The organism is Methyloversatilis sp. MC4-4 (assembly GCF_049843555.1).
Taxonomy (GTDB): domain Bacteria; phylum Pseudomonadota; class Gammaproteobacteria; order Burkholderiales; family Rhodocyclaceae; genus Methyloversatilis; species Methyloversatilis discipulorum_B.
Window position 1 is genome coordinate 281,527 of record NZ_JBBHZK010000003.1, and the last position, 23,214, is coordinate 304,740.

24 protein-coding genes and 1 tRNA gene are annotated in these 23,214 nt (G+C 67.7%); 7 read left to right on the forward strand and 18 right to left on the reverse strand.

Annotated elements, in window-relative coordinates; genetic code table 11:
• Positions 1–43: 43 nt before the first annotated feature.
• Together ccoS and WDZ97_RS14330 are read right to left on the reverse strand one after the other, a co-directional pair.
• Positions 44–238 (reverse strand): cbb3-type cytochrome oxidase assembly protein CcoS, encoded by a 195-nt coding sequence (gene ccoS, locus WDZ97_RS14325; protein ID WP_425763193.1) that lies wholly within the window; start codon positions 236–238, stop codon positions 44–46.
• Positions 238–2,721 (reverse strand): heavy metal translocating P-type ATPase, encoded by a 2,484-nt coding sequence (locus WDZ97_RS14330; RefSeq protein ID WP_425763194.1) that lies wholly within the window; start codon positions 2,719–2,721, stop codon positions 238–240. The genes ccoS and WDZ97_RS14330 overlap by 1 nt, the downstream gene beginning before the upstream one ends.
• A 248-nt stretch (positions 2,722–2,969) precedes the next feature.
• On the opposite strand from WDZ97_RS14330, the gene cfa reads away from it, so the two are divergent.
• Complete coding sequence (cfa, locus tag WDZ97_RS14335) at positions 2,970–4,136, forward strand: cyclopropane fatty acyl phospholipid synthase (RefSeq protein WP_425763195.1); 1,167 nt, start codon at positions 2,970–2,972, stop codon at positions 4,134–4,136.
• A gap of 14 nt (positions 4,137–4,150) precedes the next feature.
• On the opposite strand, the gene WDZ97_RS14340 is transcribed toward cfa, so the two are convergent.
• Positions 4,151–5,506, reverse strand: coding sequence for an N-acetylmuramoyl-L-alanine amidase (locus tag WDZ97_RS14340; protein ID WP_024300815.1), 1,356 nt, complete (start codon positions 5,504–5,506; stop codon positions 4,151–4,153).
• The gene (gene tsaE, locus WDZ97_RS14345) at positions 5,455–5,967 is read right to left on the reverse strand and encodes a tRNA (adenosine(37)-N6)-threonylcarbamoyltransferase complex ATPase subunit type 1 TsaE (RefSeq protein ID WP_425763196.1); all 513 of its coding nucleotides are present in this window, start codon (positions 5,965–5,967) and stop codon (positions 5,455–5,457) included. Before tsaE ends, WDZ97_RS14340 begins: the two co-directional genes overlap by 52 nt.
• A 54-nt stretch (positions 5,968–6,021) precedes the next feature.
• Here tsaE and queG point away from each other — a divergent pair, with 54 nt between their 5' ends.
• Together queG and WDZ97_RS14355 are read left to right on the forward strand one after the other, a co-directional pair.
• Complete coding sequence (gene queG / locus WDZ97_RS14350; protein WP_425763391.1) at positions 6,022–7,101, forward strand: tRNA epoxyqueuosine(34) reductase QueG; 1,080 nt, start codon at positions 6,022–6,024, stop codon at positions 7,099–7,101.
• Entirely contained in the window at positions 7,098–7,298 is a 201-nt protein-coding gene (locus WDZ97_RS14355; protein WP_019916815.1) for a SlyX family protein, read from the forward strand. The genes queG and WDZ97_RS14355 overlap by 4 nt, the downstream gene beginning before the upstream one ends.
• A gap of 9 nt (positions 7,299–7,307) precedes the next feature.
• Here WDZ97_RS14355 and gluQRS read toward each other — a convergent pair whose 3' ends face one another.
• The gene (gene gluQRS, locus WDZ97_RS14360) at positions 7,308–8,192 is read right to left on the reverse strand and encodes a tRNA glutamyl-Q(34) synthetase GluQRS (RefSeq protein ID WP_425763197.1); all 885 of its coding nucleotides are present in this window, start codon (positions 8,190–8,192) and stop codon (positions 7,308–7,310) included.
• A gap of 39 nt (positions 8,193–8,231) precedes the next feature.
• On the opposite strand from gluQRS, the gene trxA reads away from it, so the two are divergent.
• Positions 8,232–8,609 carry a thioredoxin gene (gene trxA / locus WDZ97_RS14365; protein WP_304011947.1) on the forward strand — a complete coding sequence of 126 codons (378 nt, stop codon included), beginning with the start codon at positions 8,232–8,234 and terminating at the stop codon, positions 8,607–8,609.
• 30 nt (positions 8,610–8,639) lie between these two features.
• On the opposite strand, the gene WDZ97_RS14370 is transcribed toward trxA, so the two are convergent.
• Positions 8,640–9,284, reverse strand: a complete 645-nt coding sequence (locus tag WDZ97_RS14370) for a glutathione S-transferase family protein (RefSeq protein ID WP_425763198.1) — start codon at positions 9,282–9,284, stop codon at positions 8,640–8,642.
• A 233-nt stretch (positions 9,285–9,517) separates the two neighbouring features.
• On the opposite strand from WDZ97_RS14370, the gene WDZ97_RS14375 reads away from it, so the two are divergent.
• A complete protein-coding gene (locus WDZ97_RS14375; RefSeq protein WP_425763199.1) occupies positions 9,518–11,344 on the forward strand; it encodes a thioredoxin domain-containing protein in 1,827 nt (608 codons plus the stop codon).
• Positions 11,345–11,365: 21 nt separating this feature from the next.
• On the opposite strand, the gene WDZ97_RS14380 is transcribed toward WDZ97_RS14375, so the two are convergent.
• The 9 genes from WDZ97_RS14380 to WDZ97_RS14420 all read right to left on the reverse strand — a co-directional run bounded on the left by WDZ97_RS14380 (position 11,366) and on the right by WDZ97_RS14420 (position 18,859).
• Positions 11,366–11,863 carry a DUF1579 domain-containing protein gene (locus WDZ97_RS14380; protein ID WP_425763200.1) on the reverse strand — a complete coding sequence of 166 codons (498 nt, stop codon included), beginning with the start codon at positions 11,861–11,863 and terminating at the stop codon, positions 11,366–11,368.
• Positions 11,864–12,010: 147 nt separating this feature from the next.
• Entirely contained in the window at positions 12,011–13,102 is a 1,092-nt protein-coding gene (gene ychF, locus WDZ97_RS14385) for a redox-regulated ATPase YchF (protein WP_425763201.1), read from the reverse strand.
• A gap of 15 nt (positions 13,103–13,117) precedes the next feature.
• Positions 13,118–13,744: an aminoacyl-tRNA hydrolase gene (pth, locus tag WDZ97_RS14390; RefSeq protein ID WP_304005282.1), complete on the reverse strand. Its 627-nt coding sequence runs from the start codon at positions 13,742–13,744 to the stop codon at positions 13,118–13,120.
• 9 nt (positions 13,745–13,753) lie between these two features.
• Positions 13,754–14,362 carry a 50S ribosomal protein L25/general stress protein Ctc gene (locus WDZ97_RS14395; RefSeq protein WP_304005279.1) on the reverse strand — a complete coding sequence of 203 codons (609 nt, stop codon included), beginning with the start codon at positions 14,360–14,362 and terminating at the stop codon, positions 13,754–13,756.
• Between the two features lie 61 nt (positions 14,363–14,423).
• Positions 14,424–15,374 carry a ribose-phosphate pyrophosphokinase gene (locus WDZ97_RS14400; RefSeq protein WP_019916805.1) on the reverse strand — a complete coding sequence of 317 codons (951 nt, stop codon included), beginning with the start codon at positions 15,372–15,374 and terminating at the stop codon, positions 14,424–14,426.
• Positions 15,375–15,530: 156 nt separating this feature from the next.
• A tRNA-Gln gene (locus WDZ97_RS14405) sits at positions 15,531–15,607 on the reverse strand.
• Positions 15,608–15,648: 41 nt separating this feature from the next.
• Entirely contained in the window at positions 15,649–16,545 is an 897-nt protein-coding gene (ispE, locus tag WDZ97_RS14410) for a 4-(cytidine 5'-diphospho)-2-C-methyl-D-erythritol kinase (RefSeq protein WP_425763202.1), read from the reverse strand.
• The gene (gene lolB / locus WDZ97_RS14415; RefSeq protein ID WP_425763203.1) at positions 16,542–17,126 is read right to left on the reverse strand and encodes a lipoprotein insertase outer membrane protein LolB; all 585 of its coding nucleotides are present in this window, start codon (positions 17,124–17,126) and stop codon (positions 16,542–16,544) included. Before lolB ends, ispE begins: the two co-directional genes overlap by 4 nt.
• Entirely contained in the window at positions 17,126–18,859 is a 1,734-nt protein-coding gene (locus WDZ97_RS14420) for a tetratricopeptide repeat protein (RefSeq protein WP_425763204.1), read from the reverse strand. The genes lolB and WDZ97_RS14420 overlap by 1 nt, the downstream gene beginning before the upstream one ends.
• Before the next feature lie 185 nt (positions 18,860–19,044).
• Here WDZ97_RS14420 and mutM point away from each other — a divergent pair, with 185 nt between their 5' ends.
• Both mutM and WDZ97_RS14430 read left to right on the forward strand, forming a co-directional pair.
• Complete coding sequence (gene mutM, locus WDZ97_RS14425) at positions 19,045–19,857, forward strand: bifunctional DNA-formamidopyrimidine glycosylase/DNA-(apurinic or apyrimidinic site) lyase (RefSeq protein ID WP_304005266.1); 813 nt, start codon at positions 19,045–19,047, stop codon at positions 19,855–19,857.
• Between the two features lie 46 nt (positions 19,858–19,903).
• The gene (locus tag WDZ97_RS14430) at positions 19,904–21,859 is read left to right on the forward strand and encodes a dynamin family protein (protein WP_425763205.1); all 1,956 of its coding nucleotides are present in this window, start codon (positions 19,904–19,906) and stop codon (positions 21,857–21,859) included.
• A gap of 21 nt (positions 21,860–21,880) precedes the next feature.
• On the opposite strand, the gene WDZ97_RS14435 is transcribed toward WDZ97_RS14430, so the two are convergent.
• The 3 genes from WDZ97_RS14435 to rsmD are packed head-to-tail and all read right to left on the reverse strand — an operon-like array spanning position 21,881 to position 23,164.
• Complete coding sequence (locus WDZ97_RS14435; protein ID WP_024300811.1) at positions 21,881–22,132, reverse strand: YfhL family 4Fe-4S dicluster ferredoxin; 252 nt, start codon at positions 22,130–22,132, stop codon at positions 21,881–21,883.
• Between the two features lies 1 nt (position 22,133).
• The gene (gene coaD, locus WDZ97_RS14440; protein ID WP_304005260.1) at positions 22,134–22,634 is read right to left on the reverse strand and encodes a pantetheine-phosphate adenylyltransferase; all 501 of its coding nucleotides are present in this window, start codon (positions 22,632–22,634) and stop codon (positions 22,134–22,136) included.
• On the reverse strand, positions 22,631–23,164 hold the full coding sequence (gene rsmD, locus WDZ97_RS14445; RefSeq protein ID WP_304005257.1) for a 16S rRNA (guanine(966)-N(2))-methyltransferase RsmD: 534 nt from the start codon (positions 23,162–23,164) through the stop codon (positions 22,631–22,633). The genes coaD and rsmD overlap by 4 nt, the downstream gene beginning before the upstream one ends.
• Positions 23,165–23,214: the final 50 nt, after the last annotated feature.

The following is a 23,214-nucleotide window of genomic DNA, read 5'->3' on the forward strand; positions in this document are numbered from 1 at the left end:
TCCGCACTATAGACAGGAAATGACGCCTCGACCGCCTCGGGCGTCACACCTTGCGGTCGTCCTTGCCGGCCGCCGGTGTCTCGTCGATGGTCTGCGCGCGGTCATCGTCCATCAACATGCGGTGCGCCGGCCCTTCGAGGTCGTCGAACTGGCCGCTGCGCGCCGACCAGATGAACACAGCGCCGATGCCCAGCGCGATCAGTACCGACATCGGCACCAGCAACCACAGGATGTCCATCAGTTCCGCTCCTTTGCCCGCCGCTGCAGACGCAGTGCGTTGAGCACCACCATCAGCGAACTGAGCGACATGCCAATGCCGGCCATCCACGGCGTGATCCAGCCCAGCATCGCCGGCGGGATCGCCAGCAGGTTGTAGGCAAAGGCCCAGCGCAGGTTCTGCCGCACGATGGCCAGCGTGGCCTGGGCGGTGTCGAGCCCGCGGATGAGCGCGTCGAAACGTTCGGACAGCAGCACCAGATCGCCCTGGGCGCGCGCCAGCTCGGTGCCGCCGCCCATCGCGACCGACACCTGGGCCTGCGCCAGCACCGGCGCGTCATTGACGCCGTCGCCCAGCATGGCGACGACGGCACCGCGCTGCTGCAACGCTTCTATATAGGCGCGCTTGCCCTCCGGTGTCATCCGCGCATGCGCATCGGCGATGCCCAGTTCCTGCGCCAGCGCCTCGACCGGTGCGTGTGCGTCGCCCGACAGCAGGCTGACCGCGATGCCGCGCTCGCGCAGGTGCGCCAGCAATTCGGGTGCCCCGGATCGCACGGCATCGCTGAGATCGAAGCGCGCCAGCAGACCGCGTTCGTCGCCCAGCCACACCGGCGTCGCGATGCCCGACGGCGAGGCCGGAAGCGGCGTCGCGGACAGCGCGCAGACGTAGTCCGCGCTGCCCAGCCGCAGGCGGCGGCCGGCGATGACGCCCTGCACGCCCTGCCCGGTCACCGCAGACAACTGATCGACGACCGGTCGCACCTGCTCACCGGCCGCCGCGCGCAAGGCGCGTGCGATCGGGTGAGTCGACGGCCCTTCCAGCGCCGCGGCCAGCGCGGTGGCCTGCATGGCGTCGATGTCGCCCATCAGTTCGACCGTCTGCAAGGCCATGGCGCCGGTGGTGAGCGTGCCGGTCTTGTCGAACACGACGTGGGTGACGCGCGCCAGCGTTTCGATCGCGTGCGCGCGGGTCACCAGCAGTCCGCTGCGCGACAGCACGCCGGTGCCGACGGTCAGCGCCGCCGGTGTGGCCAGCGACAGCGCGCACGGGCAACTGACGACCAGCACCGCGACGAAGACGGAAAGCGCCTGCGACGGGTCCAGCCAGAGCCAGACGCCGGCGGTCAGCACGGCCAGCACGATGAGCGCCTTGACGAAATGAACGGCGATGCGATCGGCGAACTGCACCACCTCGGGCCGGCTGGCCGAAGCACGGCCGATCAGCCGGCGGATCGCCGCCAGCCGCGTTGCCTCGCCGACCTGCTCCACCGCCAGCACCACCGGCGAGCCGATGTTTACGCTGCCGCCGACCACGCGGTCGCCGGGGCCGCGCCCCTGCGGCTTCGACTCGCCGGTGAGCAGGCTTTCATCGACCTCGCTGCGGCCATCGACCAGACGGCCGTCGGCCGGAAACACCTCGCCGGCGGCGACCACCACGTGGTCGCCCGCCAGCAGTCGCGCCACCGGCACCGCCTCGGTCGCCGTTCCCGGCCACGCGGTGAAACGGTGCGCCAGCGCCGGCATCACGCGCGCCAGTTCCTCGACGCCACGCACCGCACGCTGGCGCGCCAGCATTTCGAGATAGCGCCCGCCCAGCAGCAGGAATACGAACATGGTGACCGAATCGAAATACACCTCGCCCGAATGCGTCACCGTGGCCCACAGACTGGCGATGAAGGCGGCACCGATGCCGAGCGCGACCGGCAGGTCCATACCGACGCGCTTCGCCGCCAGATCGCGCAGCGCGCGCGAGAAGAAGGGGGCGGCCGAGTAGCACACGACGGGGGCCGTCAGCACCAGACTGGCCCAGCGCATCAGCGCGGCGATGCTGCCCGGCAGTTCGGCGTCACCGGCGGTGTATTCCGGCCACGCGTACATCATCACCTGCATCATGCCCAGCCCGGCCACCGCCAGGCGCCACAGCGCGTCACGCCGCTCACTGCGGGCGACCGACTCGGCGTGTGCGCGGTCGTTCGGCCACGCTTCGTAGCCGATCTCGGTCACCGCCCGCAGGATGGCCGACAGCTGCACCCGGGCCGGGTCCCAGACGACGCGCGCACGGCGCGTCGCGTAATTGATTTCGAGCACCAGCACGCCCGGCAGGCGGCCGACGTGCTGTTCGTTCAGCCACACGCAGGCGGCACAGCGTATGCCCTCGATGATGAGCAGCGCCTCGCGCGCGTCGGCGCAGTCCGCGTGGGCGACGGTGCGGACGAAATCGGCCTGCACTTCCGGCAGGTCGTATACCGCCAGGTCACGCGCACCGCCGTCGGGTGCCGCTTCGGGCAAGGCGTCGCGGTGGGCGTAGAAAGCGTCCAGACCGCCGCCGGAGATGGCTTCGGCGACCGCCGCACAGCCGGCGCAGCACATCGGCCTGTCCTCACCGGCGACGCGGACGCGGTAGCGCACCGGGCCGTCGACCGGCAGCCCGCAGTGATAACAGGCCGTCGTCGCAGCGGCCGCATCCGGGCTCAGGTTCAGCGGTGATTCCGGCGCGTTCATCACGGGGACAGGGTTCGAATCATGGGCTCACATTCTAGGCGGCTGCGCACCGGCCGCCCATGACGTGAGTCAAGCGCGCGCCGGCACGCCATTTCAGGGTTTTCACGCCGGGCAACCGGACGAAAGCTTGACCTGGGACATTGCGAAGACGCTTACCTTGGACTACGTCTAAATTTTCAGGCGGCAACGCCGGCTGCCTGCTTACGGTCACTTTTTTCCTGCCTTCGCCCCGACGAGGAAGACCACGGATGAAAAGAGAAGCGTTCGAACAACCGGCCGCCGCGCCCGCGCCGGCGCCCTCGCCGCGCCTGCGGCTGCTGACCAGCCTGCTCGCCGACGCCGGCATTACGCTCGACGGCGAAGCGCCCTGCGACCTGCAGATGCACCACCCTCGCCTGCCCGAGCGCGTGTTCGCCTACGGCAGCCTCGGTCTGGGCGAAGCCTATATGGATGGCGACTGGGACGCCGGCCGGCTCGACGAATTCTTCGCCCGCCTGCTGCGCGCCCGGCTGGACACGCGGGTCAAGCCGGCATCGCTGCTGATGCACGCCTTCAGCGCCCGCCTGCTGAACCGGCAGACGCCGCGTCGCGCCTGGCAGGTCGGCGAACGCCACTACGACCTCGGCAACGATTTCTACGCGGCGATGCTGGACCCGCGCATGACCTACACCTGCGGCTACTGGCAGGACGCCGCCGACCTCGCGTCGGCGCAGGAGGCCAAGCTCGAACTGATCTGCCGGAAGCTGGATCTGCGCCCCGGCATGCACCTGCTGGACATCGGTTGCGGCTGGGGCAGCCTGCTCGGCTACGCCGCCGAGCACCACGGCGTGCGCGGCACCGGCGTCACCGTATCGCGCGAACAGGCCGAGTGGGCACAGCAACGCTACGCCGGACTGCCGGTCGAGTTCCGGCTGCAGGACTATCGCGAACTCAACGGCAGCGAAACCTTCGACCGGGTAGCCAGCGTCGGCATGTTCGAGCACGTCGGCCGGCGCAACTTCCGCACCTTCATGCAGGTGGTGCGGCGCGCACTGGCGCCTGACGGGCTGGCGCTGCTGCATACGATAGGCAAGAACACGCGGCGCGGCGTCACGGACCCCTGGATAGACCGCTACATCTTCCCCAACGGCGAGCTGCCGTCGATCGGCCAGATCGGCGACGCGGTCGATGATGTATTCGTGGTGGAGGACCTGCACAACTTCGGCGCCGACTACGACCGCACGCTGATGGCCTGGCACGCGAACTTCGAAGCCGCCTGGCCGCAGTTCGCCGAGCGCCTCGGCGAACGCTTCCGTCGCATGTGGCGCTACTACCTGCTGTCCTGCGCCGGCGCTTTCCGCGCGCGCGACATCCAGCTGTGGCAGTGGGTGCTGTCGCCGAGAGGCGTGGCAGGCGGCTACCGCAGCGAGCGCTGAATGCCGCCGGCCGCTTACAGCGACGCCAGCCGCGACTTGGCCATCGGCGGATTCTTTGCCAGATAGCGGCGGATGCCACGCAGGATGGCGTCGGCCAGCTTGTCCTGGTAGGCGTCGTCGGTCAGCCGCTTCTCTTCTTCCGGGTTGGAAATGAAAGCGGTCTCCACCAGGATGGACGGGATGTCCGGCGCCTTCAGCACCGCAAAGCCGGCCTGCTCGACATGCGGCTTGTGCAGCGTGTTCACACCGCCCAGTTCGCCCAGCACGGCGCGGCCCAGCTTCATCGAATCGTTCATCGTCGCCGTCTGCGACAGGTCGAGCAGCGTGCGCGCGAGATAGGGGTCCTTGACGTCGAGATTGACGCCGCCGATCAGGTCGGCCGAGTTCTCGCGCTGCGCCAGCCAGCGCGCGGCCGAACTGGTGGCGCCACGGTCGGACAGCACGAACACCGAACTGCCGCGCGCGTCCGGCCGCACGAAGGCGTCGGCGTGGATGGACACGAACAGGTCGGCGCGCACGCGGCGCGCCTTGGCGACGCGCGTGCCCAGCGGCACGAAGAAATCGGCGTCGCGCGTCAGCACGGCGCGCATCGTCGGGTCGGCGTCTATCTTCTTCTGCAGGCGCTGTGCCACTTCCAGCGTCACGTTCTTCTCGTAGCTGCCGCCACGGCCAACCGCACCGGGGTCTTCGCCGCCATGGCCGGGGTCGAGCACGATGGTGACGAGGCGACTCACGTCGACCTCCGTCTTCTTGCTGCCCGCATCGCGCGACGCGGTCTGATTCGCTGGTTCGGGTGCCGGCTCGGCCGCCTGCGACTGTGCAGGCGCGTCGGGCTGGTCGGGTGCGACGTCGCCCTGGTACTGGATGTCGCCCTGACGCGCGAGCTGCATCAGCGGGTCGATGGGCTGCGACGGATAGATGTCCATCACCAGCCGGTGACCGTACTGACCGACCGGCGCCAGCGTGAATACCTGCGGCTTCACCTCGGTCTTCAGCTCCATCACCAGCCGCACCACGCCCGGCTTGTTGCGGCCGGCGCGGATGAGCTTGATGTAGGGATCGGTATCGGAAATCTTGCCCGGCAGGCTGCCGAGCACGTTGTTCAGCTCCACGCCCTCGATGTCGATCACCAGGCGTTCCGGGTTCTGCACGGTGAAGTGCGCGAACTTCAGCGCGTCGCGGGATTCCAGCGTGATGCGGGTATATTCCAGCGACGGCCAGACGCGGACGGCCAGCAGCGAGGTGGCGGCGGCGCGCCCGACCGGGCTCACCGACAGCAGCAGCGCAGCGCCGGAAAACCCGAGAAAATCGCGCCGGCTCAGGTCGCGGGCGGAAGTCCTTCCGCGGCGACGGACAAACGGCTTAAACATGCCCGACCTCCTTCGCTGCCGGCGGACAGCCGCGCACGGCGCGCTTCGCCGACCACGGCGAGCGCGATGCGCAGATCGGGCTGCGGCAGATGCGCGCCCGCCTTGTCCGGCCATTCGACCAGACAGACGCCCGCGCTTTCGCCGGTTTGCCCGAAGTATTCGTCCAGACCTGCTTCGATGAATTCATCCGGATGCGTGAAGCGATAAAAATCAAAGTGATACAACGGGAAGTTTAAGCTAGAAATAGCATACGATTCAAGCAAAGTGAAGGTCGGACTTTTTACCTTTCCCGTGTGGCCCAGCGCCCTGAGCAGCCCGCGCACCAGCGTGGTCTTGCCGGCGCCCAGGTCGCCGTCCAGAAACACGCACAATCCGGGCGCCAGCGCGCACGCCAGTCGCGCGCCCAGCGCCTCGGTGGCGGCGGTGTCGGCGAGGTCCATCGTCAGGGTCGAATCATTCATGGCGGTCTGCGTGAAATCGGATTGGCCGCCATTATCCGCCCGGGTGGCGGCGCAATGAGTGGCGCGCTGCCCTGCAGCCCGGACGAGCTGGTGGCACGCATCCGCGATTGGGGGCGCGAACTGGGCTTTGCGTCGATCGGCATTTCCGGTGTCGATCTGGGCGAGGCGGAAACCCGGCTGCTTGACTGGCTGGCCGCCGGCCGCCACGGCGAACTGGACTACATGGAACGTCACGGCGCAATGCGTGCCCGCCCGGCCGAACTGGTGCCCGGCACGCTGTCGGTCATCAGCGCGCGCATGCCTTACTGGCCGGACGACGCCGAGGACGCGCAGGGCGTGCTGGACGATGGCGACCTCGGCTACGTGTCGCGTTACGCGCTCGGCCGCGATTACCACAAGGTGCTGCGCAACCGGCTGCAGAAGCTGGCGGAACGGATCGCGAGCGTGGTCGGCCCCTTCGGCCACCGTGCATTCACCGATTCCGCGCCGGTGCTCGAAGTGGAGATCGCCCGGCGCGCCGCGCTGGGCTGGCGCGGCAAGCACACGCTGCTGATCCACCGTGACGCCGGCTCGATGTTCTTCCTCGGCGAACTGTTCACCACGCTGCCGCTGCCGCCGGACGCGCCCCAGGCCGACCATTGCGGCACCTGCACCCGCTGCATCGACGTCTGCCCGACCGGCGCCATCGTCGCGCCCTACCAGCTGGACGCGCGGCTGTGCGTGTCCTACCTGACGATAGAACTGGATGGCCCGATCCCCGAACCACTGCGTCCCTTGATCGGCAACCGCATCTACGGCTGCGACGACTGCCAGCTGGTGTGCCCGTGGAACCGCCACGCGGTCAAGGCGGTCGAGCCCGACTTCGCGGTGCGCAACGGCCTGGACCGGGCTTCGCTGAGCGAGCTGTTCGCCTGGTCGGAGGACGAATTCAACCGCCGCCTCGAAGGCAGCGCGATCCGGCGCATCGGCCACGAACGCTGGCTGCGCAATATCGCAGTCGCGCTCGGCAACGCGCCGTCCTCCGCCGCCCACATCGCCGCGCTGCAGGCGCGCGCCGATCACGCCTCACCGGTCGTGCGCGAACACGTCGCCTGGGCGCTGGCCCGACAACATTCTCCGGACACACCGACATGACCGACCGCCTGAACGACCTTGAAGCCCGCATCGCGCTGATGGACGACATGCTGGACGCGCTGAACCGCACCGTGTTCGAGCAGCAGCGCGCGATCGAGTCACTGCAGCTGCAGCTCAAGCACGTCTATGCGCAGGTGCAGGGCATGCAGCCGGCCGAGCGCGCCGACGCGCAGCAGGACATTCCGCCGCACTACTGAGCCCGCCTGCTACGTCGCCCTGGACAGCGCGGCCAGCGTCCACCGCTGCACCGCCCACGCGAGCAGATCCTCACGGCCCGAGGCCACGACGTCGGTTGGCGGCGGGTGGCGCAGAAAGGTTAGCGCCTCCGCCAGGTCGGTCAGCGCGTCGGCCGGTTCCAGCGCCGGCGCACGTGTCTGCTTGGACAGCTTTTCGCCCTGCGCGTCGAGCACCACCGGTACGTGTGCGTAGCGCGGCTGCGGCAGGCCGAGCGCGCGCTGCACCAGGATCTGCCGCGGCGTCGAGGTGAGCAGATCGGCGCCGCGTACGACGTCGGTCACGCCCTGGTCGGCGTCATCCACCACCACTGCCAGCTGATAGGCGCAGTAACCATCGGCGCGCCACAGCACGAAATCGCCGGAATCCGCCGCAACGTCGATGGCGACGCGACCGCACAGCGCGTCGTCGAAGGCGACCTCGCCGACCGGCACGCGCAGCCGCCAGGCGCGCGGCCGCACATCGGCGCGATCGCGGCAGGTGCCGGGGTATCGCCGTGCGCCATCGGAAGCCAGCGGCTGCGACTCCAGATCACGGCGGGTGCAGGCGCAGCCATAGGCGTCGCCTTGCGCCGCCAGGCGCTCCAGCGCGGCGCGGTACAGCGCGGTACGCCGGCTCTGCCACACCACCTCGCCGTCCCAGTGCAGGCCCAGCGCGTCGAGCTGGCGCAGGATGGTGTCGGCAGCCTCAGGCGAACAGCGTGGCTCGTCCACGTCCTCGATGCGCAACAGCCAGCGGCCGCCGGCTGCGCGCGCATCCAGCCAGCTGGCCAGCGCCGCCACCAGCGAACCCTTGTGCAGCGGGCCGGTCGGACTGGGTGCAAAACGGCCGACATACAGCCGGTGCTCGGCTACCATGCCGGCTCGCCCCCGAGCGATTCACACCCAAGGACCCCCATGGCCACCATCGAACTTACCGAAGACAGCTTCAACAGCACGGTCGAGAACAACCCTTTCGTCATCATCGATTTCTGGGCCCCCTGGTGCGGCCCCTGCCGCAATTTTGCCCCGGTCTATGAAGCGGCGTCGGAAAAGTATCCGGACATCGTGTTCGCCAAGGTGAATACCGAAGAGGAACAGGGCATCGCCGCCGCCTTCGGCATCCGCTCGATTCCGACCCTGATGGTGTTCCGCGACCAGATCGTGCTGTACGGACAGCCGGGTGCGCTGCCCGCCGGTCAGTTCGAACAGCTGATCGAACAGGCGAAGGCGCTGGACATGGACAAGGTGCGCGCCGAAGTGGCCGCCCAGCAGAACGACGGCGCGGCGTCCTGATCGCAACATCCAGCCGGCGGATCCGCCGGCTCAGCGATAGCCCTCTTCGGCCAGCACGCGGCGCACCACCGGCCGCTCGCGCATTCGCCGGTAGAACGCGAGACAGCGTGACGGCAGCGGCAGGCCGATGCGGTCGGCCCAGAAGGTGACGTAGAACAGCGCCGCGTCGGCGACCGTCAGGTCGTCGCCGAACAGCCGGCCGTCGTCGTCGATGCGCGCATCGATCAGTGTGAAGGCCTCGTCCACCAGGGCCCAGCCCTGCGCCTTGATCCCCTCCAGCCACTGCACCTCCGCCACCGCGTCCACGCCCGCAGGCAGGTAGCGCTCGGGCGTGAAGATGCGGGTGTAGCCGGCGCCATGGACCGTGCCCACTGCATGGGTCATCAGATCGACGGCGCGCGCGGCGTCGAACGGCGACGCCGGCAGCAGCCGTGCGCGCGGGAACTGCCAGGCCAGCCACAGCGCGATGGACTGGAATTCGGTCAGCGCCGGGTCCTCGTCGATCTGCAGCGCCGGAATCGTGCCCTTCGGATTGATCGCCAGATATTCGGGGCGACGGTGATCGCCGGCTGGCAGGTTCACGACGTACGCCTCGAACGGCAGCTCCAGATGTTCGAGCAGAATATGGATGCCGGTCGAGCATGAACCCGGCGTCATGTGGAAGCGCAATCGCATGGTCTGCCTTTGTCGGTGTGTGGCCGGCGTGCAACGCGCACGCCGCATCTCTCGAGCACCGGAAAAGCAAGATGCATGCAGCGCATGCACGGATCTTGCTGAGCGCCCCTCATCCGCCGGCCAGCGCGGATGCATGAGACCGCTCGCCCGCCCGAATGTGGGCTTTGGCGTACGCGGCTGTCCTCATTGTCGCGTTCGCGCCGGCCGCACCTGCCGCCCGCGAAGGACACCCGATGAACACCGACACCGCACTCGCACCGCGCAACCGACTGGCCGGTGAAACGTCCGCCTATCTGCAGCAACACGCCGGCGATCCGGTGCACTGGTATCCATGGGGCGAGGCCGCCTTCGCCGAGGCACGCCGGCTCGATCGCCCCATCCTGCTGTCGGTCGGCTACGCCTCCTGTCACTGGTGCCATGTGATGGCGCGCGAGTCCTTTGCCGATCCGGCCACGGCTGCCGCAGTGAACGAGGGCTTCATCGCCATCAAGGTGGACCGCGAGGAGCGACCGGACATCGACGGCCTCTACCAGCAGGCGCTGCAACTGCTGCGTCGCGGCAACGGCGGCTGGCCGCTCACCGTCTTCCTGTCGCCGCAGGGCGTGCCCTTCTACGGCGGCACCTATTTCCCGCGCGAGGCGTCCGGTGGGCAGAGTGCGCTGCGCGACGTCCTGGCGTCGGTCAGCACCGTGTGGACCGAAAGGCGCGCCGATCTGGCGCGCCAGGACGAGGCGCTGATTGCGGCGCTGAGCGCCGCCCTGCCGCAGCCGACCGGCGCGCCGCTGGACCCGTCGGTGCAGGAGGAGGCGATACAGCAGCTGGCGGTGGCCTTCGACGCCCGGCACGGCGGCTTCGGCGGCGCGCCGAAGTTTCCGCATCCGACCGACCTCGACTTCCTGCTGCAGCTGGACAGCGACATCGGCACGCCGTCGCCGCGCGCGATGGCGCTGGAATCATTGCGTCACATCGCCGAGGGCGGTCTGTTCGATCAGCTCGGCGGCGGCTTCTTCCGCTACAGCGTCGATCCGGCCTGGAACATCCCGCACTTCGAAAAGATGCTGTGCGACAGCGCCATGCTGCTGCCGCTCTACGCTGACGCCTGGAAGGCGACCGGCGACGGGCTGTTCCGGCGCGCAGCCGAAATGACGGTCGACTGGGCCATGCGAGAAATGCGCAGCGACGACGGACTGTTCTGCAGCGCGCAGGCGGCGGACGACGCTGCGGGTCGGGAAGGCGGCGTCTATGTGTGGGAGAACGCGGCACTGCGTGAAGTGCTCTCGCCGGTCGAATGGGATCTGTGCGCCGCGCACTGGGGTCTGATCGACCCGCCCGGCTTCGAAGGAAAGTCCTGGCATCTGCGCGTCGCGCGCAGCGCCGAAAAGCTGGCCGACACCTTCGATCAACCGCTGGCGGCGGTGCAGGCGGTGATCGACGGCGCCCGGGGCCGCCTGCTGAACAGACGCGACGACCGTGAGCGCGCTGCGCGCGACAGCAAGACACCGACCGCCTGGAACGCGCTCATGGTGAAAGCGCTCGCGCATGCCGGCGCCGTATTCGGCCGCAGCGACTGGCTGGAGGCCGCGCGCACGAGCTTCGACGCGCTGCGCGCGGCACGCTGGCGCGACGACGTGGGCGGCGCCGACCGCCTGCAGTCGCTGCCCGGCATCGACGGCTTTCTCGACGACCACGCCTTCCTGCTGGACGCTGCACTGACGCTGCACGAAGCCGCGCCGCACGACGGCGACCTCGCCTTCGCCACACAGCTGGCCGAGGTGATGCTGTTGCGTTTCGAAGACGACGACAGGGGCGGTTTCTTTTTCACCGCCCACGATGCGCTGCCGCTGTTCCACCGCAGCAAACCCGCGCTCGACGCCGCCACGCCCGGTGGCAACGGCGTCGCCGCGCTGGCCTTGATCAGGCTGGCACGGCGTACCGGCAACACGCGCTACGTGAACGCGGCCGAACGCTGCGTGCGCCTGTTCGCCGCCACCGTGCGGGCCGACCCGGCCAGCCATACCCGCCTGCTCATGGCCGCGCGCTGGCTGGACGAGGGTCGTTGAGCGACGGCGCGGGCGCGTCGCTCACGCACCCTGCTGCCGGCGGTAACGGATGCGCATGATGGGCACCCAGTTGCCGGCGGCGTCCTCCATGTGCGAAGACAGCGTGCGTTCGTCCGGACCTACGACCTCTATCGTGTCACGGTAGCGCGCGGTGCCGCTGCCCGAGAAGGCCGGCCCTTCGCTGTACAGGGACAGCACGCGGCCGGCTGCGTCCAGTTCGCCCTCGTACTGCCACAGCGTCGTCATCATCGACCCTGCCCAGTTGCCGACGAAGCGGCCTCCGTTTCCGCGTGCGGGGTCGAAGCCCAGGGTCATCAGGGTGCAGGCCGCGCTGCCGTCCGGCATGTCACCGCGCCCCTCGAACAGCACCCACAGATCACCCAGCGCGCGCACGGTTTCGCAGCCGCTCCAGCACGCGTCGTCCGCGGCCCCGTCGGCCACCGGTTCGCTCACTCCGCGCCATTCGCCCTCGAACTGCCTCAGCCATCGATGCTGATCCTGCGGCTCTGTATTCATCATGTTCCGACCCTCCTGTCTGTCGTGACGCTCATGCCCGTGATGCGGGTACACGAGGTAGACGGACCAGACCCGGAAGATTCGACAGTGGACGAAAAAAAGCCCCGGCGACCACGGGTCGCCAGGGCTTTTGCCAGAACGGCACTGCGCTCAGACGTTGAACAGGAAGTTCAGCACGTCGCCGTCCTTGACCACGTATTCCTTGCCTTCGGCGCGCATCTTGCCGGCTTCCTTCGCGCCCTGTTCGCCCTTGAAGGCGATGAAGTCGTCGAAGGCGATGGTCTGGGCGCGGATGAAACCGCGCTCGAAGTCGGTGTGGATGACGCCTGCCGCCTGCGGTGCGGTATCGCCCTTGTGGATGGTCCAGGCGCGCACTTCCTTCACGCCCGCGGTGAAGTAGGTCTGCAGGCCCAGCAGGTCGTAGCCGGCGCGGATGAGGCGGTTCAGGCCCGGCTCTTCGAGGCCGAGGTCGGCCAGGAAAGCCTTCTTGTCCTCGTCGTCGAGGTCGGCCAGTTCGGCTTCGATCTTCGCGCACACGGCCACCACCGGCGCGCCTTCCTTCGTCGCGAATTCACGCAGGCGGTCGAGATAGGGATTGTTCTCGAAACCGTCCTCGAGCACGTTGCCGACATACATGGCCGGCTTGATCGTCAGCAGGCACATCGGTTTGACGATGGCCTTGTCGTCGTCCGACAGGTTCAGCGTGCGCGCCGGCTTGCCTTCGTTCAGGTGCGGCAGCAGCCTTTCCAGCACGGCGACCAGCTTGGCGGCGTCCTTGTCGCCGGCGCGCGCCTTCTTGGTGTCGCGCGCGATGGTGCGCTCGACGGCGGCGAGGTCGGCCAGCGCCAGTTCGGTCACGATGGTTTCGATGTCGGCGATCGGGTCGACGCGGCCATTCACGTGCACCACGTTCTCGTCGTCGAAGCAGCGCACGACGTTCACGATGGCGTCGGTTTCACGGATGTTGGCGAGGAACTGGTTGCCCAGGCCTTCGCCCTTGCTGGCGCCAGCGACCAGACCGGCGATGTCGACGAATTCGACGATGGCCGGCTGTATCTTCTGCGGCTTCACGATTTCGGAAAGCTGCGCCAGACGCGGGTCCGGCACCTCGACGATGCCGACGTTGGGCTCGATCGTGCAGAACGGGTAGTTCTCGGCGGCGATACCGGCCTTGGTGAGCGCATTGAAAAGCGTGGACTTGCCGACGTTGGGCAGGCCGACGATGCCGCATTTGAGGCTCATGTCTGGATTCCTTGATTAGGCACTCTTGGGCGCCTTGCCGGCGCCGGGCTTCGCGTTGAGCAGGGTGGACACGCGCGTCCAGTCGCCGGCGGCGATCATCGGCCAGGCGTCGAGCGCACGCTCGATGGCGGCGTCGATATCACGCTGTTCCTCGATGCGCGGACGGTTCAGTACATAGTCGGCCACTTCCGACCCCGGTGCCAGCTGACGCGGATGTCCGATGCCGATGCGCAGCCGCCAGTAGTCGTGCGTGGCCAGATGGGCGCTGATGTCTTTCAGTCCGTTGTGACCGCCGAGGCCACCGCCGAATTTCAGGCGCAGTTCGCCCGGCTGGATGTCGAGCTCATCGTGCACCACCAGTATTTCAGCCGGTGCGATGCGGAAGAAGCGGGCGAGCGCGCCGACCGACTGGCCGGAGCGGTTCATGAAGGTCTGCGGCAGCAGTATCGTGATGCCATCGGCACGCGACGAACCGGTGAAGCCGTTGAATCGCGCTTCACGGTTGAGCGTAACGCCCAGCTTGCGTGCCAGCCCCTCACAAAACCAAAACCCGGCGTTGTGCCGGGTTTCGGAATAGTCCGGACCGGGGTTGCCCAGTCCGACGACGAGCCGGGGCACGGCTTTGGAACCGTTCCCGGACATCGCCTGTGCTTACTTCTCTTCGCCGCCTTCGGCCGCGGCTTCGTCAGCCTTGGCGCCGCGCGGCAGCGTCAGCGTGACGATCACCGGGTCGGTGCCGTGGGTCAGCGCCTCGACGCCGGCCGGCAGCTTGATCTGCGACACGTGGATCGACTGGCCGACCGACAGGCCGGACAGGTCGACTTCGATGAATTCCGGCAGCTGGCTCGGCAGGCACTGCACGTCCAGTTCGTTCATCACGTGCGACACGATGCCACCCTGCAGCTTGACGCCCGGGGCCGCGTCGGCATTGACGAAGTGGAACGGCACCTTGGTGTGCAGCTTGTGCGTGGCATCGACGCGCTGGAAGTCGACGTGCAGCACCTGCAGCTTGTAGGCGTGCATCTGGGTGTCGCGTAGCAGCACGGTTTCCTTCGTGCCTTCGACGTTCAGCGTCAGCACGGACGCATGGAAAGCTTCCTTGCGCAGGGCGTGGAAGATTTCGTTGTGGTCGAGCGTGATCGGCGTGGCGGGCTTGTCGCCGCCGTAGATGATGGCCGGGACCTGGTCGGCGCGACGCAGGCGGCGGCTCGCTCCGGTGCCCTGCGCATCGCGCTTCTTGACGTTCATTTCGATGGACATGATGACTCCTGGTGGATGAAGGGTCGCCCGCGACCAGGCGACCCGGGGTGTCCCGCTTCAATTACTCCATGAAGAGGGACGAAACGGATTCCTCGTTGCTGATTCGCAGCAGGGTTTCGGCCAGCAGTTCGGCGATGGACACGACACGGATGCGGCCGCAGGCCTGGGCGGCCGGCGACAGCGGGATGGTGTCGGTCACGACCAGCTGGTCGAGGTCGGAATTCTGGATGCGATTGACGGCCTCGCCGGACAGCACGGCGTGGGTACAGTAGGCGAGCACGCGGGCGGCACCGTGCTCCTTCAGCGCCTGCGCCGCCTTGCACAGCGTGCCGGCGGTGTCGACCATGTCGTCCATGATGACGCAGGTGCGGCCGGTGACGTCGCCGATGATGTTCATCACTTCCGACACGTTCGCCTTCGGGCGACGCTTGTCGATGATGGCCAGGTCGCATTCGAGGCGCTTGGCGAATGCGCGCGCGCGCACCACGCCGCCGACGTCGGGCGAAACGGCCATCAGGTTCGGATATTCCTGCTTCCAGATGTCACCGAGCAGGATGGGCGTGGCGTAGATGTTGTCGACCGGGATGTCGAAGAAGCCCTGGATCTGGTCGGCGTGGAGGTCCACCGTCAGCAGGCGCTGCACGCCCACGGCCTGCAGCATGTTGGCCACCACCTTGGCGGTGATCGGCACGCGCGCGCTGCGCGGGCGGCGATCCTGGCGGGCGTAGCCGAAATAGGGCATCGCCGCGGTGATGCGGCCGGCCGAGGCGCGCTTCAGCGCATCGACCAGGATGACCAGTTCCATCAGGCTGTCGTTGGTCGGCGCACAGGTCGATTGCAGCACGAACACGTCCTTGCCGCGGACGTTCTCGAGGATTTCGACGTTGACTTCGCCGTCGGAGAAACGACCCACCTGCGCGCGGCCGAGCGACATGTTGAGCCGCTTGGCAACGTCCGCCGCCAGTTTGGGGTTGGCGTTGCCGGTAAAGATCATCAGGCTGTCGTAAGCCATGCTGCCTCGCGAAACTCGGTGATTGCTGAATTGAAACCGGGAGAACCGGTCCTGCTCTTTCCAGGCGGATGACCGGTTTCAACCCGTCGGCATGCCTGCTGCCCTGAAAACACATCGGGCAGGCCCGCACTCCCTGCGGGCCCGCCCGATCAAATTTGGCTGAGGAGGAAGGATTCGAACCTTCGAATGCCGGAATCAAAATCCGGTGCCTTGACCAACTTGGCGACTCCCCAAACTCTGCATCGACCGCGTCGCGCTCTTGCGCCACACGGTGTCAAACCTGTGCAGACATCCGGTACAGCGGGTGCTCGTCCAGCCCCTGTGCAACGAATCCCTGCCAGCCCGCCGGCCACGATGCCGACGACGCCTTCATCAAATCCTGTGCTGCCTGCAGATCGGCGCATTGTACAAACACGCACGCGCCCGAACCGCTCATTCTTACCGCGCCGCGCCCGGCCAGTGCCGCCAGCATGTCGATGGCCTGTCTGACTTCCGGGTACAGCCTCACTGCGACCGGCTCAAGATCGTTGCGCCCGAAAAGCGCCGTCGAATCGGCCGCTGCAGCAAAGTCCGCTATTGTGCAAGCTTCGGTATTTCGTGTCAATTCCGGGTCGGCAAAAATCCGTGGCGTCGGCACCGACACGCCCGGCGCCACCACCAGATAGGCCGCCGGCGGCAGTTCGAGCGGCTGCAGCACCTCGCCGACGCCTTCGGCAAACGCGGCGCGACCGAACACGAACACCGGCACATCGGCGCCCAGCCGCAACCCCAGCGCCTGCAGCCGCGCGCGCGGCAGATCCAGTTCCCACAGTCGGTTCAACGCGAGCAGCACGGTCGCAGCGTCGGAACTGCCGCCGCCGACGCCACCGCCCATCGGCAGACGCTTGTCCAGTTCGATGTCGACGCCACGCCGGCAGCCCGTCTCCGCCTGCAGCAGGCGGGCGGCACGCACACACAGGTCGTCGGCCTCGGGCACGCCGGGCAGCGGGTTGACGCGCCTCACCTCGCCATCGTCCCGCGGAGAAAAGCGCAGGCGGTCGCCGAAATCGACGAAGCGGAAGGCGGTCTGCAACAGGTGGTAGCCATCCGCGCGGCGGCCGGTCACGTGCAGGAACAGATTGATCTTGGCCGGCGCGTCGAGCCAGACCTGCCAGTCGATACGCGCAGTCACGGCAACGGGTACCAGGCGTCGATACGCAGACGGAAGCTGTGTTCGCCGTCGCTGGCGTCGATCTGCCGCGGCAGCGCATCCGGGCCGTCGCCGTCGTACTCGGTGAATTCGACCCGCCACGACTGTTCGGTCAGCACGGCGACACGCCCGGCTGCGTCGCGCGCACGCACGTCGGCGCTCCCCGGCCGACCGGTCACCCAGTAGGCGGCCCGCGACAGCGGCAGTTCGGCGCCGAACACCGCACGCGACAGTTCGTCGAGCGTCGCCGCCTCGGTGACGCGCTGGCGCTCGTCGATCAGGCGCACGCCCTGCGCGTCGCGCACCAGCTGCGCCAGCACCTTGCCGAGCGGTCCGTTGATCTGCAGTTCGTCGCGGTCCTTCGCGTGCTGCCAGTCCAGCGCTGCCGAGGCGGTCTGTTCGGGCCCTTTGACGACGAAGCGCCCGCTCAGCGAAAAGGCGGGATTGGTCGCGTCACGCGCACGCTCGCGCAGCGCGAGCACCTGCGGATCGTCGACAGCCGGCGGCGGCAGGGCAGCACAACCGGCCAGCGCCAGGGCGCCGGCACACAGCAGCACCCGCATCACGGAATGTAGCGCTTGATGGTCGATTCCAGCGCGGCGTTGTCCGGGTGCTGTGCAGCAACCGTGCGCCACAGCTTCTCGGCGTCCTCGCGACGACCGAGCAGCCACTGCACTTCGCCGAGGTGAGCGGCGATTTCCGGATCGGGGCGGATCGCGAAAGCGCGCTCCAGATAGGTCAAGGCGCCGTTCAGATCGCCGCGCCGGAACAGCACCCAGCCCATGCTGTCGAGAATGAAGGGGTCATCCGGCGCCAGTTCGAGCCCCTTGGCGATCAGCGCCTGCGCCTCGTCGAGGCGGATGTTGCGATCGGCGAGCGAATAGCCGAGCGCGTTGTACGCATGGGCATGATCCGGTTTCACCTCGATCACCCGGCGCAGCCGCTGTTCGGCGACCTCGATGCGGTTCTGCCGCTCGGCGATCATCGCCGTCTCATACAGCAGTTCCGCATTGTCGGGCTGCGCCACCAGCGCCTCCTCGAGCACGGCGTAACCTTCTTCGACCCGGTTCGCATCGCGCAGCAGCTGGAATTCCATCAGCGCCGAACGCGCCCTGTCGCCGCCCGGCCGTGCGGCCAGATCGCGCAGGTGAGCGCGCGCTTCGTCGAGCCGCCCGGTGCGGCTGAGCAGCAGCACGTAACGCCCCTGCGCGCCGAGGTAGTGATCGCCCTGCCCGACCTGGCGATACCAGTCGAGCGCTTCGTCCGGCTGCTTCAGCTCTTCGGCCAGCTGCCCGAGATAGAGCTTGATCAGGTTCATGTCCTGATAGCGCAGCGTCAGCAGCCGCTTGAAATAGGTCTGCGCGCCGGCGTAGTCCTGCATCTGCATCGCCAGCACACCGACCGCGAACACGACGTCCGGATTGTTCGGCGCGCCGCCGAGGATGTTCTCGAACTGCTTGCGCGCCTCGGGGAAATTGCGTTCGGCCACCAGCGAACGTGCATATTGCAGCCGCACGTCACGCGCCTGCGGATACTTCTTCAGGTAGTCACCCATCAGCCGGGTTGCCGCGTGCGGATCGCTTTCGGCTGTGGCCTGCGCCTTCAGCAGCAGGCCGGGCTCCCATTCCGGGCGCATGTCGTGGGCCTTGGTCGCATCGGCCAGCGCACGCTTCGGCTCGCGCGCCTGCATCGCCGCCTGCGAGCGCGCGAACCACGCTTCCGGGTACTGCAGATAGGGCTCGGTCAGGCGATCGACCATGGCCAGCACCTCGGCCTTGTCCGACAGGCGCCCCAGCACACGGTTTAGCCGCAGCAGGCTTTCGCCGATCTGGTTGCCCTCCTGCGCGAGCAGGCTGGCGAGTTGCGGTTCGAGTTCCTGCGGCCGGTTCGCATTGACCAGCAGACCGGTCAGCATCTGCCGCGCCTGTACCGATTCGGGATCGAGTTCCAGCCAGAGCTGGGTGGCCTGCAGCGCGATGTCGTTCTGCCGGCTGAAGGCAGATATTTCGGCCGCGCGTTTGGCGATGCGGGGGTCGCGGGTCGACTGCGCCAGATCCATATAGGCGGATGCCGACAGACCCAGTTCGCCGCGCTGTGCCGCCACCTCGCCGAGCAGCAGCTGATAGGTGATCTGGCGCGTCAGTTCGATTTCGGGCAGCTGCGGTGCGCGTGGCGGCGCGGCCTCTGCCGGAGACTCGGTCGGCGCAGCCGCCACCGGCGGCCTCTTGGCGGTCTGCGCGCAGGCGCCGAGCACGAGAGGAAGAAGGACAGCGAGCAGGAGGGGTCGGGTCGTCATGGGCATGATCGCCAGTGGCCAGGGTGATTTCGCAACGGACTGAAGCGCTTACGGCCTTTGAGTGTGACGGCTAGAATTCGTTGCAGCGCCCCCGGCGCACCGCCCTATGCGGCGCCAATGCCGGAAACGGCTCCGATCTTATTCCAAAACACGTCCCCGCCGCCGTGCCGCGGCTCACCTTTCCGATGCCCGAACTGCCCGAAGTCGAAGTGACACGCCGTGGCATTGCCGCGCCCTTGACCGGGCGCGTGGCGACCGCGGTCACCCTCCGCAATGCGCGACTGCGCTGGCCGGTACCCGCCGACCTGCCCGCCACGCTGCCCGGCCAGACGCTGCGCGACATCGACCGGCGTGCCAAATACCTGCTGCTGCGCTTCGACCGCGGCACGCTCATCCTGCACCTCGGCATGTCCGGCAGTCTGCGCGTGCTCGACCGCGACGTGCCGGCGGGCACGCACGACCATGTCGACATCGTCTTCGGCGACCGCGTGCTGCGGCTGCGCGACCCACGCCGCTTCGGCGCCGTGCTGTGGCACGAGGGTGCCGACGCGACCCACCCGCTGCTCGCCGGCCTCGGTCCCGAACCGCTGGGCGAGGACTTCAGCGCCGCCGGGCTGCACGCCGCACTGACGCGGCGGCAGTGCGCAATCAAGCTGGCCATCATGGACAGCGCGGTGGTGGTCGGCGTCGGCAACATCTACGCCTCGGAAAGCCTGTTCCGCGCACGCCTGCGTCCGGGCATGGCAGCCCGCCGCCTGACCCGGCCACAGTGCGCGCGCCTGCACGACGAGATCCGCGCCACGCTGCGCGACGCGCTCGACGCCGGCGGCAGCACGCTGCGCGACTTCATGCATGCCGACGGCGAACCCGGCTATTTCCAGCAGTCCTATTTCGTCTACGGACGGGATGGCCAGCCCTGCCGCGTATGCGGCACGGCGGTGCGCAACCGCCGAATGGGCGGACGTTCGACCTTCTTCTGCCCGACCTGCCAGCGATAGCGCGCAGCGCCTGTGCTAGATTGACATTTGCGTGGAGGAGACGGCGATGGGCATGCAGGAGGAATTGTCGGCATATGGCGCCTGGCGTACGCGGGTCGAACAGACCATCGTGCGTCTGCGCGGCTGGCTGTTCGAAAGCAACCTGAACGACAGCCACAACGATCTGTGCATCGAACAGCTGCTGCAGAAGCTGCGCGACGACCGCCTGGTCGTGGCCTTCGTCGCCGAGTTCTCGCGCGGCAAGTCCGAACTGATCAATGCCATCTTCTTCGGCGACCAGGGCGCGCGCGTGCTGCCGTCCAGCTCGGGCCGCACCACGATGTGCCCGACCGAACTGATGTACGACGGGTCTCGCCCGGCCTGCATAGACTTGCTGCCGATCGACACCCGGCGTGGCACCACCACGGTGTCCGACCTGAAATCACAACCCGGCGCCTGGAAGCGCATCGAACTCGACACCACCTCGACGGCCGCGATGCAGCAGGCGCTCGGACGCGTCAGCGAACAGCGCAAGGTGGCCATCGGCGAAGCTGAAGCACTGGGCTTCCGCATCGACCTGAGCGGCGAAAACGGCCTGCAGCCCGATTCGCAGGGCATGGTCGAGGTGCCGGCGTGGCGCCACGCCATCATCAATCTGCCGCACCCGCTGCTGCGCCAGGGGCTGGTCATCCTCGACACGCCGGGTCTGAACGCGATCGGCGCCGAACCCGAGCTGACGCTGTCGCTGCTGCCGTCGGCGCACGCCGTGCTGTTCGTGCTCGGCATGGACACCGGCGTCACGCAGAGCGATCTCGGCGTCTGGAAGACGCACGTGACCGCGGCCGGTGGCTCGCGACAGGGCCGTATCGCCGTGCTGAACAAGATGGACAGCCTGTGGGATGGTCTGCGCACTGAAACCCAGATCGAATCGGAAATCAGCCGGCAGATCGCCTCCTGTGCGGCCACGCTGGACATCCCGGAGTCGCGCGTGTTTCCGGTATCGGCGCAGAAGGGGCTGCTTGCCCGCATCCAGCATGACGGCGCGCTGCTTGCGCGCAGCCGTCTGCCGCAGCTCGAACGCGCACTGGTCGAGGATCTGCTGCCGGCCAAGCGCGACATCGTCGGCGCCGCCGTCGACAAGGACGCACGCGAGCTGATCGCCCGCACGCGCGAAGTGCTGGCCGGCCGCCGACGCAGCATCGACGACCAGCTGGCCGAATTTTCCGACCTGCGCGGCAAGAACCGGGGCGTCATCCAGTATATGCTGAAGCGGGTGCGGGCGGAAAAGGAGGAATTCGAACGCGGCCTCGAACGCTTCTATGCCACGCGCAACGTGTTCTCGTCGCAGACCAACGTGCTGTTCGCCCACCTCGGCATGGACGCGCTGCGCGCGCGCACCAACCACACGCGCGAACAGATGGAGGCAGCCAACTTCTCGCTGCAGCTGCGCGACGCGATGAACGCCTTCTTCGACGACGTGCGCGACAGCCTGACCCGCTCGGCCGCCAGCGTGGATGAAATCTTCCGCATGATGGAAGCGATGTACCAGCGCTTCTCGACCGAGCACGACCTGCGTCTGGGCGTGCCGGTGCCGTTCTCGGTCCATCGTTACGAGAAGGACATCACCCGGCTCGAAAAAGCCTTCCACCAGCAGTTCAACACCTGGCTGAACATGCTCACGACCGAAAAGCGCCAGCTCACGCAGCGCTTCTTCGAAACCGTCGCCGTGCAGGTGCGCAAGCACATGGAAGTGGTGAACCGCGACGTCGAGCACTGGCTGCGCGCCATCATGGCGCCGCTCGAGAACCAGGTGCGCGAACACCAGAAGCAGCTCAAGCGCAGGCTCGAAAGCGTTAAGCGCATCCACGAGGCGACCGACACGCTGGAAGAGCGGATCGAGGAACTGCGCCAGAACGGCGCGGCGATCGATCAGCAGCTGGAGGAACTGGCGCGTCTCGACAGCGCGCTCGATTCGGCGCTCAAGGCGCCGGTACTGCGGGTCATCTCGGCCGCGGCGGCCTGAGCACGCCGGGGCCGGCGAGCGTCAGGCCTTGGCGGTGAGGTGGTTGTACTTCTCCAGCAGCTGTTCGCGGGTTTCCTTGTGGTTCGGATCCAGCGGAATACAGTCGACCGGGCAGACCTGCTGGCACTGCGGCTCGTCGAAATGGCCGACGCACTCGGTGCACTTGGACGGATCGATCACATAGATTTCCGGTCCCTGCGAAATCGCCCCGTTCGGGCATTCCGGCTCGCACACATCGCAGTTGATGCATTCGTCGGTGATTATCAAAGACACTTCATTTGCCTCCACGCATTGCTTCAACCTTGTCGCTTATCCGCGCCAGCACCGACGGCTGCACGAACTTGCTGACGTCACCGCCCAGCGAGGCGATTTCCCGGACCATCGTGGCCGAAATGAACATGTATTGATCGGCCGGCGTCAGGAACACTGTTTCGACGTCCGGACGCAGCGCCCGGTTCATGCCGGCCATCTGAAATTCATACTCGAAGTCGGACACCGCGCGCAGGCCACGCACGATGATCCGCGCCTTGCACTCGCTCAGGAAGTCCATCAGCAGGCAGGAAAACCCGCGCACCTCGACGTTAGGATAGGCCGCGAGTATTTCGCGCGCCATGTCGACCCGTTCTTCGGTAGTGAAGAACGGCCGTTTGGAACGGCTTTCGGCGACGCCGACGATGACGCGGTCGAACATCGCCGCTGCGCGCCGCACAAGGTCTTCGTGGCCGCGCGTAATCGGGTCGAAAGTGCCCGGATAGACCGCAATGGTGCCGTTCATGATCGTTCCAGCAGCTGGTAATGGACTTGCCCCGCCCGCCCCTCGCGCGTCGCCCGGTAATCGCCGAGCGCCGGCACCGGCTGCTCGGCCTCGCAGTAGATCACCGCGTCGTCGGTCAGCAGATGCGGCAGGTGCGGTACCACGCGATCAAGCAGACCCTTGCCGTAAGGCGGGTCGAGAAAGAGTACATCGAAGCGCCGCGGTGGCTGGGCGGCGAATTCTAGCGCATCGCCCCTGACCAGCCTGACCTGCGGCGCCGGCAGCAGTTCGACCGCTTCGCGAAGCTTGCCGAATGCGCGGGCATCGCGCTCGACCAGCGTGACCGAGGCGGCGCCGCGGGACGCGGCCTCGAAGCCGAGCACGCCGGTGCCGGCAAAGAGATCGAGGCAATGCAGCCCGTTCAGGTCCTGGCCCAGCCAGTTGAACAGGCGCTCGCGCACCGAATCCGGAGTGGGGCGCAGCCCCGGCACCGCCGCGACCGGAAGGAGGCGGCTGCGCCACTGGCCGCCGATGATGCGTATGCGGGACATGGCCGCGATTCTACCTGCGCGCCCGCATGCACTTGTGGCGGCTTGTTTCG

Coding starts and splice junctions, on each gene's coding strand:
- ccoS (WP_425763193.1), bottom strand. CDS start 238: ATGGACATCCTGTGGTTGCTGGTGCCGATGTCGGTACTGATCGCGCTG.
- WDZ97_RS14330 (WP_425763194.1), bottom strand. CDS start 2,721: ATGAACGCGCCGGAATCACCGCTGAACCTGAGCCCGGATGCGGCCGCT.
- cfa (WP_425763195.1), top strand. CDS start 2,970: ATGAAAAGAGAAGCGTTCGAACAACCGGCCGCCGCGCCCGCGCCGGCG.
- WDZ97_RS14340 (WP_024300815.1), bottom strand. CDS start 5,506: ATGTTTAAGCCGTTTGTCCGTCGCCGCGGAAGGACTTCCGCCCGCGAC.
- tsaE (WP_425763196.1), bottom strand. CDS start 5,967: ATGAATGATTCGACCCTGACGATGGACCTCGCCGACACCGCCGCCACC.
- queG (WP_425763391.1), top strand. CDS start 6,022: ATGAGTGGCGCGCTGCCCTGCAGCCCGGACGAGCTGGTGGCACGCATC.
- WDZ97_RS14355 (WP_019916815.1), top strand. CDS start 7,098: ATGACCGACCGCCTGAACGACCTTGAAGCCCGCATCGCGCTGATGGAC.
- gluQRS (WP_425763197.1), bottom strand. CDS start 8,192: ATGGTAGCCGAGCACCGGCTGTATGTCGGCCGTTTTGCACCCAGTCCG.
- trxA (WP_304011947.1), top strand. CDS start 8,232: ATGGCCACCATCGAACTTACCGAAGACAGCTTCAACAGCACGGTCGAG.
- WDZ97_RS14370 (WP_425763198.1), bottom strand. CDS start 9,284: ATGCGATTGCGCTTCCACATGACGCCGGGTTCATGCTCGACCGGCATC.
- WDZ97_RS14375 (WP_425763199.1), top strand. CDS start 9,518: ATGAACACCGACACCGCACTCGCACCGCGCAACCGACTGGCCGGTGAA.
- WDZ97_RS14380 (WP_425763200.1), bottom strand. CDS start 11,863: ATGATGAATACAGAGCCGCAGGATCAGCATCGATGGCTGAGGCAGTTC.
- ychF (WP_425763201.1), bottom strand. CDS start 13,102: ATGAGCCTCAAATGCGGCATCGTCGGCCTGCCCAACGTCGGCAAGTCC.
- pth (WP_304005282.1), bottom strand. CDS start 13,744: ATGTCCGGGAACGGTTCCAAAGCCGTGCCCCGGCTCGTCGTCGGACTG.
- WDZ97_RS14395 (WP_304005279.1), bottom strand. CDS start 14,362: ATGTCCATCGAAATGAACGTCAAGAAGCGCGATGCGCAGGGCACCGGA.
- WDZ97_RS14400 (WP_019916805.1), bottom strand. CDS start 15,374: ATGGCTTACGACAGCCTGATGATCTTTACCGGCAACGCCAACCCCAAA.
- lolB (WP_425763203.1), bottom strand. CDS start 17,126: ATGCGGGTGCTGCTGTGTGCCGGCGCCCTGGCGCTGGCCGGTTGTGCT.
- WDZ97_RS14420 (WP_425763204.1), bottom strand. CDS start 18,859: ATGACGACCCGACCCCTCCTGCTCGCTGTCCTTCTTCCTCTCGTGCTC.
- mutM (WP_304005266.1), top strand. CDS start 19,045: ATGCCCGAACTGCCCGAAGTCGAAGTGACACGCCGTGGCATTGCCGCG.
- WDZ97_RS14430 (WP_425763205.1), top strand. CDS start 19,904: ATGGGCATGCAGGAGGAATTGTCGGCATATGGCGCCTGGCGTACGCGG.
- coaD (WP_304005260.1), bottom strand. CDS start 22,634: ATGAACGGCACCATTGCGGTCTATCCGGGCACTTTCGACCCGATTACG.
- rsmD (WP_304005257.1), bottom strand. CDS start 23,164: ATGTCCCGCATACGCATCATCGGCGGCCAGTGGCGCAGCCGCCTCCTT.